The organism is Flavobacterium sp. MEB061 (assembly GCF_000834715.1).
Lineage (GTDB): Bacteria > Bacteroidota > Bacteroidia > Flavobacteriales > Flavobacteriaceae > Flavobacterium > Flavobacterium pectinovorum.
This window is the reverse complement of the sequence record NZ_JXQR01000074.1, coordinates 483,391-497,168: the sequence shown is the minus strand read 5'-3', so window position 1 is coordinate 497,168 and position 13,778 is coordinate 483,391. Positions and strand designations below refer to the sequence as shown.

Genomic DNA, 13,778 nt, shown 5'->3' with positions numbered 1-13,778 from the left:
TAAATGCCACAGATTAAAAAGATTAAAAAATCTGCTTAATCTGCCAAATCTGCGTGAAAAACAAACACATAGATTTTAAATATAGCCACAGATTAAAGGATTAAAAAGATTAAAAAAATAAAATCTGCTTAAATCTTCTAAATCTGCGTGAAAAACTAGCACATAGATTTATGTGTTTTTAAACCAATTATATCCAATTAATTTAATCAAACAAAATCTATAAAAATTTAGATCATGAAAATTCAAAAAATAATCTCTGCATTGACAATTATCATGTTGTGTACATTAGTGAATACAACGGCTTATGCACAATTTCCAATGCCCAGTCACGTACCCATTTGGGACGCTAACAAAGTGACTTTAAAACTGCATAAAATTTCAGAAAATGTTTATGCTATATCTCCAAGTACAACCGAAACCGAAACCACAAAAGGAATTGCGCAGGCAACTTCGGCAGGCTTTATTGTAGGAGACAAAGGGGTTTTGCTTATTGAAACGATGTTAAGCAAAGGATTATACGATCAGCTTTATAAATTAATACGATCTGTAACGCCAAAACCTATTGTTTATGCTATAAATACAAGCGATCACGGCGATCATTGTTTCGGGAATTATTTACTTCCGAAGGAAACAATTGTCATTCAGAATGAATTCAGCAAAGACAATCTGGCGAAGAATTATGATAATATCAAACAGTTTATGATCATGCTTTTTGGAAAAGGCAGAGGAATTGAAGAGAGCGTTTACCGTCCTGCCGACATTACAATAGCCATCAACCAAACCATGAAAATTGATATGGGAAAAGGCAATATCGTTGAAATTATAAATGTGGGAACCGCGCAATCTCCAGCAGATCTTTTTGTGTATTTAAAAGCGCCTTCAGGAAATGTGTTGTGGGCAGGAAATCCTTTTATTGCTGAGAGTCCGACAATTCCGTGGTTATTTGACGGCTATTTTTTGGAACCGGTTCAAAACCTGAACAAAATTTACAATATGATTTCTGATAAAGATATTGTAGTTCCGGGACATGGTAGAATTACCAATAAAGCAGGAATAAAATACACGATTGATTATGTTACAGCTTTGCAGTCTAATGTTGAAAATGCCGTAAAAAAAGGTTTGACATTAGAAGAAACAAAAGCGGCTGTAACCATGAAGGAATTTGATAAAGGATATGAACTTTTTAACTGGCTTCATTTCAATTTTAATGTTCCAAATGCTTATAAAGATATTAAGCAAAACGGGGTTAAATAATTAAAAAATAACCCTGTTGGGAGTAATTATTTTTAAACACATAGAAACATAGGATTATTGAACTCAAAAAAGACGTTTCACTTGCATTAACAAACATAGCTATGTGTTAAGAAACGAGTTTCTTTTTGACTTTCTTTTTTTCAAAATTATAAAATCTATGTTTCTATGTGTTTAAAAATAATCTCAATAGCGTGATAATAATAAAAATTGAATTATGAAAAACAAAATCCTATTAGTGGTTTTATTGCTTTCATTTTCTGGTTTTGCACAGCGGTACCCTGATTTTAAATCACTTCGGTTTGATGAGAATTATAGTGTTTTGGAAAATGATACAGTAAGCAATGACTGGTATAAAACAGTAAAATTTCTGCCAATTTCTGCTTCTAAAAAGACGTATATCAGTTTTGGGGGCGATATACGTTTTCAGTACTTCTATGCTAAAAATGAAAATTGGGGCGATGGTCCGCAGGATAACGATGGTTATGTTTTAGGAAGATATTTGTTTCATGCCGATTTTCATGCAGGAAAATTTTTCAGAGCTTTTGTTCAGACACAAAGTAGTATGGCAGATGGCAGAATTGATCCGAATCCTGTGGAACAAAACCCACTGGAAGTACATCAGGCTTTTGCTGATTTCAATATTATAAATGAAGGCAGCAAAAGACTTATTTTAAGAGTAGGGAGGCAAGAACTCACATACGGATCGCAGCGTTTGGTTGCCGTTAGGGAAGGACCGAATAACAGGCAGTCGTTTGACGGAATTAAAGCAATTGTATCCAGACAGAATTTTGCAACCGATTTGTTTTATACACATTACGTTGTCGCGCACGATGGTATTTTTGACGACGACTCGAATAAAGACCGACAATTATGGGGAAGTTATTTGGTGTTTAACAAAATACCAATTATCAAAAATATTGATGTTTATTATTTAGGTTACGAAAGAGCCAATGCAGCATTTTTTGACGCAACAGGTAAAGAGAAACGACAATCTGTTGGAACAAGAATTTGGGGAAAAACAGAAAACTGGCGTTATGACGCAGAAGCTGTTTACCAATTTGGTGATGTTGCTGACAAAAACATAAGTGCCTGGACAGCTTCAATAAATGCAGGATATCGTTTTAATACCGTCAAATTTCGTCCGGAAATTGGTTTTAAAACCGAAATTATAAGTGGAGACAAAACGGCGGGCGACTCTAATCTGCAAACTTTTAATCCGCTTTTTCCAAGAGGTGCTTATTTTGGATTAGCTTCTGTAATTGGGCCATCGAATTTAATTGATTTTCATCCTTCATTGAGTCTTGAAATTGTTAAAAACGTCGATTGGGTTATTGATTATGATATGTTTTGGAGATACAGCAGCAACGATGGTATTTATGCACCAAATACAGCATTGATTTATCCCGGAGACACAACGACAGAAAAGAAAATCGGTAACCAATTAGAAAGTGAAATCATCTGGGAGCCAAACCAATATTTGTATTTCAGGCTCGAAGCGACTTGGTTTCAGGCCAAAGATTATATAAAAGCATCAGGAACCGGTAAAAATATATTTTTTACGGGAATTACGATGCAGCTCCATTTTTAAGTTTTAAAATTGAATTGCATCAGAAACATTAAAAAATCTCATTATGAAAAAAGCTGTTTTTAAATCAAAAATGGAAACAATAATATTAATAACAGCAATGCTATTGATTGGTTTCTCGGCACAGTCACAAGTATATTCTGAAGAAGAAATAAAAACAAAAGAAACTGTAGAGAAGTTTTTTGGTTATATAGGATCTAAAAATCCGGAAGGAATTGCGTCCATGGTTTCAGAAAAAGTAGATTGGTATATTTTCGAATCGAAGTATATGCCATGGACAGGACATCGCTCAAAGCGAGAAGAAATTTCGGTGTTATTCAAAACGCTCTTTAGTTATTTTGTTGACGGAAGTGAAAAGCTGGAGGCGAAATCTTTTTTATTGAGAGGAAATGAAGTGGCTGTCTTTGGTTTTGTTGAAAGAACAGTGAAAAAAAACGGAAAACATTTCAAGATGCCTTTAGCGATTCATATCACGATTGAAAATAATCTGATCTCCAAATTTTCACTTTATGAAGAAACGCTGATTATTGAAAAAGTACTTAAATAAAATCAAAAGAAATGAAAGATAGAAGAACATTTATAAAACAGGCAGGTCTTGCTGGTCTCGCGGGATTCGTTCCGATAAACCCATTGCTGGCAAGCGATTTCAAAGAAGATAAATCAGCTAATAATGAAGTTTCTGATGCCAAATGGCCGGACGGATCACGTTTGGTAGTATCAGTATCTATGCAATTTGAAGCAGGCGGACAGCCTGTAAATGCTGAAAGCCCATTTCCGCAAAACATGCAGAAAGGATTTATAGACCTTCCGGGCGAGTCCTGGTATCAGTATGGATATAAAGAAGGAATTCCCAGAATGCTCGACAATTGGGATAAATTTGGAATCAAGGTTACCTCGCACATGGTTGGTTCGGCAGTATTAAAAAATCCGGAACTTGCCAAAGAAATTGTAGCAAGAGGACACGAAGCTGCAGCCCACGGTATGGACTGGGCGACGCAATATTCTATGCCGTATGAAACAGAAAAGAAGTTTATCAAAGACGGTGCAGATGCTATTAAAAAAGTTACCGGTTTTGAACCTGTCGGCTATAATGCAAATTGGTTAAGACGCGGAACGAATACATTGGAAATTCTACAGGAACTGGGCTTTAAATACCATATTGATGATTTAAGCCGTGACGAGCCTTTTTTATTAAAAGTAAAAGGAAACGATTTTGCAGTGGTTCCGTACACCATTCGCTGTAATGATATTGTGTTGGTAGAAGGCAAAAACTTTAGTGCAGATCAGTTTGCGCGTCAGGTTATAATGGAATTTGACCAGCTTTATATAGAATCTGAAAAAAAGCGCCGACAAATGTCAATAAGTTTTCATGATCGAATAGGAGGGACACCGCAAATGGTCGCAGCCACGACACAAATCCTTAGTTATATTCAAAAACATAAAGGAGTTAGTTTTAGACGAAAAGACGAGATTGCTCAAATGGCTTATCAGGATAAAAATATCATTAGAGAATGATTCAAAAGCACTTAAAAGACAATTCAACCTTTTAAAATATACAATTATGAAAAATGAACGCAAAACGTGGTTTATAACAGGAACTTCTCAGGGAATTGGTCTTGTTTTAGTCAAACAACTATTGGCTCAAGGATTTAATGTTGTTGCTACTGCAAGAAATGTAGAATCGCTTAAAAAAGTGGTCGACAATTCGTCTGATCAGTTTTTACCGTTGCAGGTCAATTTGATCAGTGAAGAAAGCGTAAAGCAAGCTGTTAATTCAGCGATTGAGCAATTTGGCTCTATTGAATATTTGGTCAATAATGCCGGTTATGGTTTAATAGGCGGAATTGAAGAAAGCTCGGATGTTGAAGTTCGTGCCAATTTTGATGTAAATGTTTTTGGTTTGCTAAATGTTACAAGAGCAATTTTGCCTCATATGAGAGCCGCACAATTTGGACACATTATAAATCTTTCCTCTGTTTTTGGCTTAATTGCCGGGGCAGGCTGGGGAATTTATTGTGCTACTAAGTTTGCCGTAGAAGGACTTTCTGAAGCACTTGCAGAAGAGGTTAAGCCATTTGGAATTAATGTAACCATTATAGAACCCGGTTATGTACGTACGAACTTTTTAAATAGTTCATCATTAATTGCTTCGAAAAATCCTATTGAAGAATATACAGCTATACGTGAAGGTGTAAAGGCACATCAAAATGATATTCCGGGCAATCAACCAGGAGATCCTGAAAAAGTAGCGGATTTAATTATAAAAGTAACACAAAAAGCAGAACCACCGCTTCGTTTGCTGACAGGATCTGATGCCTATGGATTTGCTACTTATAAAATTGATTCGTTGAAAAATGAAATTGAAGCAAATAAAGAACTTACTTTTTCGACAGATTACAAGTTATAATTCAAATACATAAATAACAATTATAATGTTTTCGTATTGATCCCGTAAAAGGTGGTTAAATAGTACCGAGAAGACATAAAAAAATCCCATTTCGTAAGAAATGGGATTTTTTAGTTTGCGCCTATTGATGTTAAGTATAAATATCATTTCCTAATAGAGCGGCGCTGAGAAAAGCCTTACCATAAATATCTTAGCGGAAGCGATTTATCCTTCTACTGTTCCATTGCGTCATTGACATAGACAGGGATAGCATGTGAATTTAAAATCTACTTTAAAAATAAAAAACTGGCTCAATTCTTTAAATTAAGCCAGTCTTGATCTTGCAAAAAATACTAATTACTAGTTACAGAATAACTGTTACATGTAAAATTTGCCCCATTTCCGTTTGTCCCATAACAGGATGAGATTTCAAATCCATATTGTATGTCTCCAACGGTGACATTACCAAACCATCCCTTGTTTTTTATCCAATTATAGATTGCTTTTGCATCTATTGTGCCGCTGTTGGTTTTTGTCGTGCGTAAAAATGAATAAACATTATTAGATCCATTGTTTCCGCGGAATACGTTCCAGGTGTGACCACCTATGCTTTGGTTTGTGTATACCGGAACAGAAGCACCAGTTGATGAATAATTATAAGAAATTGGTTTTACATTTCCTGAACCGTCCGAATTTCCTGTGTAGTTTAACCACAGCATTATTTCATTGGCTTTATTGCTATCCCAAAGATCATAAGCAGAAACCCATGCTCCACCACTTGGAGTAGTTGCATTAAAGCTGGTACTAAGAGTGTTGATTGTATTTAATGCTTTACCTACATATTTGGTTGAATTTGGGTATGATTTAATACCTGCAGTATTTGGATGGTTTGCCCAAATACCCCAATTACTGTAATTATTTGCCCATATGGATTGGCTTCCTGCACCAGAACCCCATATATTATTATAAACGGTATAACCGCCATTTGACCAACTAGCATATTGATCAGATGATGACCATGCTGCTTTAACTTCTGAGTCATTCTTTACCTCGCTTGTTTCGCACCCCATAAACATTAGGCTTAATACTACAAATAAAATTGTTTTTCTCATAAATTTTAAATTTTAAGGTTAAATAATTAGTTATACTAAGGTATTGATAATTAAATATTTATATTAATAATTATTAAAAACACGAGTGTTTTTGAATTAAAATCATAAATAACTGGTTTTAGGTCCTTAAAATTTAAAAATATTATTTAGTTATGGTAAAAATGACTATATATAAAATAAAAAACTGAGAATAATATAATTTGTAAATAATAAAACAGACTTATTCTCATTATCGTAAGAATAAGTCTATTTTTTTTGTAACTAAAATAAATTGTATGTCAATGTATTGTTATAGTTTAATAACAACTTCGAGAAGAGAATTAGTTTACTTTCCTAAATTTGCAACCCATATGTTTCCTGATTTTCCAGCACCCATTTCTACATAAGTATTACTCATCATGGCTTTACAATGGTCTTCGCTGTTTTTCCAGCCTATTACAACTTCGGCAGAAGTACTGTAATTGCGAGCAATCACTTCACCTACGTATTTTCCGGTATAACTAACAGCAGCGGCTCTTTGTATAGGACTTGTCCCTTCAGGCGATATATGCGCGAAATAATTACGTGCATTCATATCCTTAGCATAATTAATAGCTGTTTTTGTTAATAATGTATTGCTTACCAATGCAGGTACAGCAGGCATATCATCGGCTCCACATTTACATCCCGTTGCTCTAAGTTTGTTTATTTCAATCAAAACAGAATCAGTAACGTCTGTCCCATCAATGAGAGTATCATCATCATTACTACATGAGATAAATAATAAGGAGGTCAAAAGAATATAAATGACACGCTTTGGAAACATAATAATTGATTATTTATTAAGGAGGTATAAAGATATTTGTTTTATTGTTTTAAGATTTTCTAAAATTAAGGTTCTTTGCTTTTATTATTGAAATTTTTTCTCAAAAAGATAAACGACAGTTTAGTTCATCACTTGTAACTCTACGGGGAAACCAAACCGCTGGGTATTTACATATTCATACGTATTAAATGGAGATAAAAGGGCATAAAAAAAGCTCCAAATCAACAATTTGGAGCTTTTTATTTGTGACCTTGACTGAACAAATTTCTATAAATTTTATGGAAGATTTGAAGAGATTGGCTTATTTTTATTTAGATATACTTTTTTAATTATCGCAGAACGAACCAATTTGCTTTAAATGCCTTTCGGTCTGGTATTTATTAAAATTGTCCCATTTTGGAGCGTTACTTGTTTTTTGTCCGTACATGGCATCCAGGCAAATGTTGTTGTCTTTGTATTTGTCATGTAAAACAGCCAAAATTTTAAAGAAAAATTCATCCAGCATGATTATCGCTTCAAATTCTGATTTTAGTGTACTGTAATTAGAATCTGATGGATTTAATAGCTGGAGTAGATTTAAAAGCTCTTTCTTTTCTTCTTCATTGATTTCAGTGGCATAACCCGTTTTTAAGGTTTTAAAGACCAGGTTATTCCAGGCTTTGCTGTCATGTCCCCATTGCACATCAGGCAGGTTTAGAGAATGTTCGCAAATTAGAATAATAGAAAAAAGAACATCATTTAAATACTCCGCCGGGAATTCATCAAAGCTTCTGAATTCGAAACCGCTCTGGTACATTTTTTCCTGATTAAAATCAAGCCCCACTTCCGAAAGCATTTCATATTCCATGTCGGCTTCAATCTGATCACGCCACCAGATATTTTCTTCTTTTGTAAATTTCAGTAGTTTTCTAAAATTGTCTACCTTATAGGTTAGAATTTTACCTTTTGGCATTGATTTGTTATAGGTTCCAACACCTATGTAACGGGACATGGCATTTCGCATTGAACCCAAAGTGAATTTTTTGTCTAAACTGTACTTATCACTTATCACGCCCATAATATCAGGGCTTCCGAGCGTGGATATGAAAAAAGGCTCAAACCACTGTAATAGATAAATGGCGTTAGCATGTGTTTTTTCAAAATCATTGTAATCCACAATTCTACTGTCTTCTGTTAATGACGGTAAGGTGATATGAAAATGGTAGGTTCCGTTATTGAACAAAACCAGGTTTTCCTGATTGGTCATAAACATATTAAGGCCGTTATTGTAATCCGGAAAATTTAATTTTCCGTTTAACACAGACGATTCGTTGATTTTATCCAAAAACAGTTTTTTGGTCGCTTTCAATTCTTTGCAGGAATCAGTAATTGTTCTGTTTTCAAAATATTTGGTTACAAATTCAATAGAATCACCATCAAAATGCACCGATCCCATCGTTTTGTTTCTTTGGGTAATCATACTCTGAATGTTGTATGGCTGATCTTCAAGGAAAAGTTCCATGATCGATTTGCCCAGATATTCCGGATTTTCAATCGGTTCTGCGATTATCTCACCAGCTTCCGTATCGATTACTGTTTTTACTGGCGATAATGTCTTGTGCTGATAATTGATATCGAGCTTTTCCAGCGAATGACTGTTCATCATTCGACTTACTTTATAGTTTTCAGTCAGGTTAAAAGCTTTTTTCAGCATAGGAGCCAGGCTTTCGGGTTTATAGCATTTTCTGTAATCAATACTATATTTCTCAAAGCCAATTTTTTCTTGTATAAATTCACCAGAAACTATTAGGGGTTCTTCAAACTGCATGTAGGTTTCGTTTTCCAATCCTATTCCCCAATAATATTTTTTTGTCTGATTGTCTTTCATTTATACTTACTTTCTTTTTTAAGGTTATTTTAATTTATAAAGTCATTTTTATTCACAAATACAAATTCAATCTGTTAAAACCAGAGACAAGAAACCTATAACGGATTAAGCATATTGTTGCCTCCATTATAAAAGTTTTCGTTTACTTTTAAAAATATAGGAATTTATATTTTAGATTTTTTGCAATTTTATCGATTGAAACATCAATTTAGAAGTAAAATTTTATGATAAGGTTATAAAATTACTTTCGTTATCAATCACTTTTGTATCAATAATTTAGGCAAGAGAATAGCTAAATCACAACTTTTGCTGTTCTTGTTTTTTCTAAGTTGCAAAAATAGTTTTTTATTATCGTATTTCCAAGTAGTTATCTCGTTGATAATCAATATTTTTTTAGAATGTTTAACGATATGGCGAATTGCGTTTTTATTCGTGATAATAAAACAGATAAGAGGAATACAAATCATCATTCCACCAGTCTTTTCTCACCTCCGAAAAGTAATTGTAATTCAGTTTTCCTGCCTGTGACTGCAACGGATATACGACAACGCCATTTTCGCGGTATGCTTTATGCAGCTCTGTTTCAGGAACTACGGGAACAATGTGTCCGGAGAGACCTTTTTCTCTTCTCTTGGCGCAAATTATTCCAATTCCGCCATTGGCATTTACCTTCTGCTGGATTTCTTCAGCTGTAAACATTTTTTCCCATCCAAAATTTGGTCCCCATTCTAAAAACCAGTCGTGTATGGCACTGGAATAGATACGGTCTACGGTTTGTTCAAAAACAGCTTCTACATCTTGTCCTTGTGTAATTTTTTCAAGGGATTCGGGAGTCCACCAAACGGTTGGAAGATATACTTTAGCGAAATAGCAATAATCATAAGAGTATACATTGCAATAGGTGTCTTCTACAGTTCTTTGATATCTAAGACTGGTTTCAACGTCCAGTTTATCAATTATTCGGGCAATACTTTCTTTTTTACTCGTCGTATCTGTCATATCCCTGTAAGGAATGGTAGAATCCATTATCGGTTTTTCTTTCATTTCCATAGAATCCAGCCTCGATTGCAGATCTGGTAACAAATTGGCTTTCTTAATTTGAATATTCGATAGTGTATGATCATCTAAAGGTAACGATGCTACTGTTACAGTATGTTTTTTCATCTTGACTGCTTAAAATTAATTGACCTGACGCTGCTAAATTGATTAATTATACAGCGAAATTTGATTAGCCAGCGGGTAAATGTAAGGATTTTAAGTTGCTAAAGAGTTTTAGAAAAAGACAAATTACAGAAAATTGTGTGATTATTTTAATTGTTTTGCCCTTTTAAATACAAAAAAGCATACCATTTAGTACGCCTTTTGCTTTTGAAATTATGATAGATTTCGTTAATCTTTGTCCTTTTTTACTTCCTCTTGGTATTTTGGTTTGGATGTCCTGTTGGTGATTGATGTAAATTCGTATCTTAGGTTGTCAGAGATTTATTAGAATGCCTGTGTAAAGCTAATAGCTATCCGCGTACCATTTTCCTTGACATAATTCATATTATTAGACTGCCATTGGGAGATAACCGAATAATAATCTTTATTAAATAAATTTTCGACACCAAGGCGAATTGTACTTTTTTCTTTTAAAGTATAGCTTGAAGAAAGATTAAAAGCCGTGAAAGATTTTATTGGACCAGTTCCGTATGTGTAAGCGCCATTAACAGGCTCAAATCTGTCCCTGCCGTTTGTACTTGTCATTTGTAGAAATATTGACCAGTCTTCAAGTGGTCTAAAAACAGTATAAGCTGCTATTTTTGGAGGATTTATACGATCTCCTCCTAAATATACTTTTTTATCGGTTAGTTCGCGTTTCCCTTCCGTAAAGGAATAATTTGCCCCAATATCAATTTTCGGATGAAGACGATACTTGGCTGAGAGTTCAAAGCCATAAATTTTTTCAGGTGAGCGGGAAATCTGCGGATTACCATCAACATAAACATAAGACGCGCCTAATTTTGATGTACTGTAATAAAAAGCTCCTTCGTAAGAAAGTTTAGCCAGTGATCCGGAGAATCCAAATTCATAATTATTGGCCGTAACCGCTTTTATCGAAGTATTGCTAACTGTATTTTCTTTGGCAGCGCGAAGTACCAAACCTAAATCGGCAACGCTGAAACTTTGAGAGAAACTAACAAAAGGTTTAAAAAGAGCCCATTTTGTATAACGCAGTCCGGCATTAAACATAAGGGCATCGAAATCCAATGCTCCGCCATTTACAGCAATCCCGCCGCCTACATAAGTTCCATTTACATAATTACGAATACCAATAGTGGTGTAATCCGGTACATCGATATTTACATTCTCAAGCCTTAAACCTGTTTTTAATACCAAGTTCGGTCCAAACATGTTTTTAAGCTGAAAATAAGGTGCAAGATTCGTCATATTCATTTCAGGAATTACCAATCTTCCATCCGTAAGATGTGTGTCTGTTATATCCGAAAGAATATCCAATCCATAAGTTAAATTACCTGATATAAGAGAACTGAATTCGTATGGTGTGTTTAAATTTAAGCGAAAACCCAGTTTCTTGCTTTGTGTTGCAGGCTGTCCGTTATTTTCAAAAAAGTCACTGTAGTTGATTAGTGTAAGATAGTCCTGAAAGTAAAGCGTTGCGTTAACATCCGTATTTCCAATTAAATTTTCACTAGTATAACTTAAACTTGCATTATGGTTATAAGGTGTTCCTTCAGGTTCCCCCGGGCGCTGTCCTCTAATTCCGGTAGTTGGCGAATCAAAATTACCGTAAACACCGGCTTTTGCTATATAATCGGTATGCTGTGTACTCTGAAAATAGTTATACATTAATTCCAGGCGGTTATTGGTATTGATATCATAACCAATTTTTGCAAAAGTATTCCAGTTTTGAAGATCATTCATTCCGTATTCCGGAGAAAGTACTCGTCCTTTCGAATCCCGATAAAGTCCCGTCTCTTCATAACGCCCACTGACTACGTAATCGAATTTCTTTATTTTTCCAGAAAAAAGCTGGGAAACAAAGAAACCGGCGGTTCCTTTAGGCTTTATAAGAGAAAAAGCTGTTCCTGCCTCTGTTGATCCGCTAATCGCTTTATCAGTATTGGCTTTTTTGGTAATATAATTAATCAAACCGCCGTCTGCACCATTACCATAAATAGCAGTTGCTCCCTTAATTACTTCTACACGCTCTAAAACAGTAGGATCAAGAGATCGCATGTCTTTGGCGCCATCTCTTAAAGGTGTACTTTGAGGAATACCGTCAATCATAACCAATACACGACGGCCTCGTAAAGTCTGTCCTAAATTCTGAGTTCTATTGGTAGTAAAACCAAGACCTGGTACGGATGCTCCCAGGATATCACTAAGATTAGAACTAATGCTTAATTGTTGCTGTATTTGTTTTTTGGATAATAAGGTAACCGAAGAAGGAACTTCATCTAAAATCTCTGCCTTCCTTGATGCGGAAACAACAATTTCCTGTAATTCATTATCAGCCGCTGGCTTATCGGTTAAAATACTATCCTGACTTTGTGGATCTGTTTTTTTATCTTTTTCTGTTTTAGTGTTTGATTTAGAAATTTGCTGTGCAGAGAGTGAACTTATAGTGAAGCACAACAGTAAAAGGAGCGTATAAATTTTCATTGGTATTATTTAGACTTAATTTAAATAGTTACAAATATATAAAAATCAATAACAAAATCAATTGGATAATACATGCTTATTTAAAGAAAATGGAGGGCCTGATTAAATTTTTGTTAAAAAAAATACTAACACCGTAAATACAGAATTTCTTCAGATTTCAGGTTGAACTTTGCCTTATTAATCTTTAACAGAAAGACTTATCATTCTAATTTAATCAGTTTTCTATGAGGAAAAACTACGTTTATTTTCTATTCAACAAGCGTAATTAGTAATTTCTAATCTTTTTTAAAATGTTAAAAACCTTCCTCTTATTCCTTTTTGGTATGACTTCGATTTGTGCACAAAACACAATAAGTGATACAATTGCTGTACAAGATACTGTACCTAATTTAAAGTTCAATTACAAACAATTAATCATTCCCGGGGTTCTTTTGGGATATGGATTTATTGGTTTAGAAAGTGATCAGCTTAAGAGTTATAATTCAGAAATTAAGGAAGAAGTAAATGAGGATATTGATCATAAAGTTTCTATTGATGATTTTTCTCAGTGGGCACCTGCGGCTTCTGTTTATGCACTTAATGCTTTTGGCGTAAAAGGGAAAAATAACCTAAAAGACCGCTCTATTATTTTGGCCAGTTCTTATTTAATGATGAGCGCTTCGGTATTTGCCCTGAAAAACATTACTAAAGTTGAAAGACCAGATGGGTCTTCGAATAACTCATTTCCTTCTGGACATACTGCTACTGCTTTTGCAGGGGCCGAATTTATGTATCAGGAATATAAGGACCAATCAATTTGGTACGGAATTGCAGGATATGCAGTGGCAACAGGAACGGGACTTTTTAGAATGTATAATGACAGGCACTGGCTTACAGATGTTGTTGCGGGAGCAGGTATAGGAATATTAAGTACAAAAGCTGCTTATTGGATATATCCTTATCTGCAGAATAAGGTCTTTAAATCCTCAAAAGAAAATAAAACCACATCGATGATTATGCCTTTTTATAACGGAAAAGAATTAGGATGCAGTTTCGTAAGGCAATTTTAAAGCAGTATATAAATTAAGAATTACAAAATTAATTTCCATAGACAGATTATGTAG

At 34.5% G+C, this 13,778-nt stretch carries 11 protein-coding genes; 6 read left to right on the top strand and 5 right to left on the bottom strand.

The genetic code is table 11. The annotated features are described in order from the left end of the window. The first annotated feature begins 234 nt into the window (after window positions 1-234). The 5 genes from RT99_RS23295 (at window position 235) to RT99_RS23275 (ending at window position 5,246) form a co-directional block, all read left to right on the top strand. Entirely contained in the window at window positions 235-1,254 is a 1,020-nt protein-coding gene (locus RT99_RS23295; RefSeq protein ID WP_052483780.1) for an MBL fold metallo-hydrolase, read from the top strand. A 214-nt stretch (window positions 1,255-1,468) separates the two neighbouring features. Next, window positions 1,469-2,842 carry an alginate export family protein gene (locus RT99_RS23290; protein ID WP_042567107.1) on the top strand — a complete coding sequence of 458 codons (1,374 nt, stop codon included), beginning with the start codon at window positions 1,469-1,471 and terminating at the stop codon, window positions 2,840-2,842. A gap of 43 nt (window positions 2,843-2,885) precedes the next feature. Then, window positions 2,886-3,386, top strand: a complete 501-nt coding sequence (locus RT99_RS25500; RefSeq protein WP_042567106.1) for a nuclear transport factor 2 family protein — start codon at window positions 2,886-2,888, stop codon at window positions 3,384-3,386. Between the two features lie 11 nt (window positions 3,387-3,397). Continuing rightward, the gene (locus RT99_RS23280; protein ID WP_052483779.1) at window positions 3,398-4,354 is read left to right on the top strand and encodes a polysaccharide deacetylase family protein; all 957 of its coding nucleotides are present in this window, start codon (window positions 3,398-3,400) and stop codon (window positions 4,352-4,354) included. 46 nt (window positions 4,355-4,400) lie between these two features. Then, a complete protein-coding gene (locus tag RT99_RS23275; RefSeq protein WP_042567105.1) occupies window positions 4,401-5,246 on the top strand; it encodes an oxidoreductase in 846 nt (281 codons plus the stop codon). A 332-nt stretch (window positions 5,247-5,578) separates the two neighbouring features. On the opposite strand, the gene RT99_RS23270 is transcribed toward RT99_RS23275, so the two are convergent. The 5 genes from RT99_RS23270 to RT99_RS23250 form a co-directional block, all read right to left on the bottom strand. Then, on the bottom strand, window positions 5,579-6,337 hold the full coding sequence (locus RT99_RS23270) for a glycosyl hydrolase (RefSeq protein ID WP_052483778.1): 759 nt from the start codon (window positions 6,335-6,337) through the stop codon (window positions 5,579-5,581). Between the two features lie 325 nt (window positions 6,338-6,662). Continuing rightward, a complete protein-coding gene (locus tag RT99_RS23265) occupies window positions 6,663-7,112 on the bottom strand; it encodes a CAP domain-containing protein (RefSeq protein ID WP_165587227.1) in 450 nt (149 codons plus the stop codon). 355 nt (window positions 7,113-7,467) lie between these two features. Continuing rightward, the gene (locus tag RT99_RS23260) at window positions 7,468-9,009 is read right to left on the bottom strand and encodes a hypothetical protein (RefSeq protein ID WP_042567103.1); all 1,542 of its coding nucleotides are present in this window, start codon (window positions 9,007-9,009) and stop codon (window positions 7,468-7,470) included. Between the two features lie 426 nt (window positions 9,010-9,435). After that, the gene (locus RT99_RS23255; RefSeq protein WP_042567102.1) at window positions 9,436-10,173 is read right to left on the bottom strand and encodes a hypothetical protein; all 738 of its coding nucleotides are present in this window, start codon (window positions 10,171-10,173) and stop codon (window positions 9,436-9,438) included. A gap of 321 nt (window positions 10,174-10,494) precedes the next feature. After that, on the bottom strand, window positions 10,495-12,675 hold the full coding sequence (locus RT99_RS23250) for a TonB-dependent receptor (RefSeq protein ID WP_052483776.1): 2,181 nt from the start codon (window positions 12,673-12,675) through the stop codon (window positions 10,495-10,497). A 290-nt stretch (window positions 12,676-12,965) separates the two neighbouring features. On the opposite strand from RT99_RS23250, the gene RT99_RS23245 reads away from it, so the two are divergent. Next, the gene (locus tag RT99_RS23245) at window positions 12,966-13,724 is read left to right on the top strand and encodes a phosphatase PAP2 family protein (RefSeq protein ID WP_082037006.1); all 759 of its coding nucleotides are present in this window, start codon (window positions 12,966-12,968) and stop codon (window positions 13,722-13,724) included. Window positions 13,725-13,778 lie beyond the last annotated feature (54 nt).

Bases quoted from the DNA above. Each gene is read 5' to 3' on its own strand.
- RT99_RS23295 (WP_052483780.1), top strand. From the start codon at position 235: ATGAAAATTCAAAAAATAATCTCTGCATTGACAATTATCATGTTGTGT.
- RT99_RS23290 (WP_042567107.1), top strand. From the start codon at position 1,469: ATGAAAAACAAAATCCTATTAGTGGTTTTATTGCTTTCATTTTCTGGT.
- RT99_RS25500 (WP_042567106.1), top strand. From the start codon at position 2,886: ATGAAAAAAGCTGTTTTTAAATCAAAAATGGAAACAATAATATTAATA.
- RT99_RS23280 (WP_052483779.1), top strand. From the start codon at position 3,398: ATGAAAGATAGAAGAACATTTATAAAACAGGCAGGTCTTGCTGGTCTC.
- RT99_RS23275 (WP_042567105.1), top strand. From the start codon at position 4,401: ATGAAAAATGAACGCAAAACGTGGTTTATAACAGGAACTTCTCAGGGA.
- RT99_RS23270 (WP_052483778.1), bottom strand. From the start codon at position 6,337: ATGAGAAAAACAATTTTATTTGTAGTATTAAGCCTAATGTTTATGGGG.
- RT99_RS23260 (WP_042567103.1), bottom strand. From the start codon at position 9,009: ATGAAAGACAATCAGACAAAAAAATATTATTGGGGAATAGGATTGGAA.
- RT99_RS23255 (WP_042567102.1), bottom strand. From the start codon at position 10,173: ATGAAAAAACATACTGTAACAGTAGCATCGTTACCTTTAGATGATCAT.
- RT99_RS23250 (WP_052483776.1), bottom strand. From the start codon at position 12,675: ATGAAAATTTATACGCTCCTTTTACTGTTGTGCTTCACTATAAGTTCA.
- RT99_RS23245 (WP_082037006.1), top strand. From the start codon at position 12,966: ATGTTAAAAACCTTCCTCTTATTCCTTTTTGGTATGACTTCGATTTGT.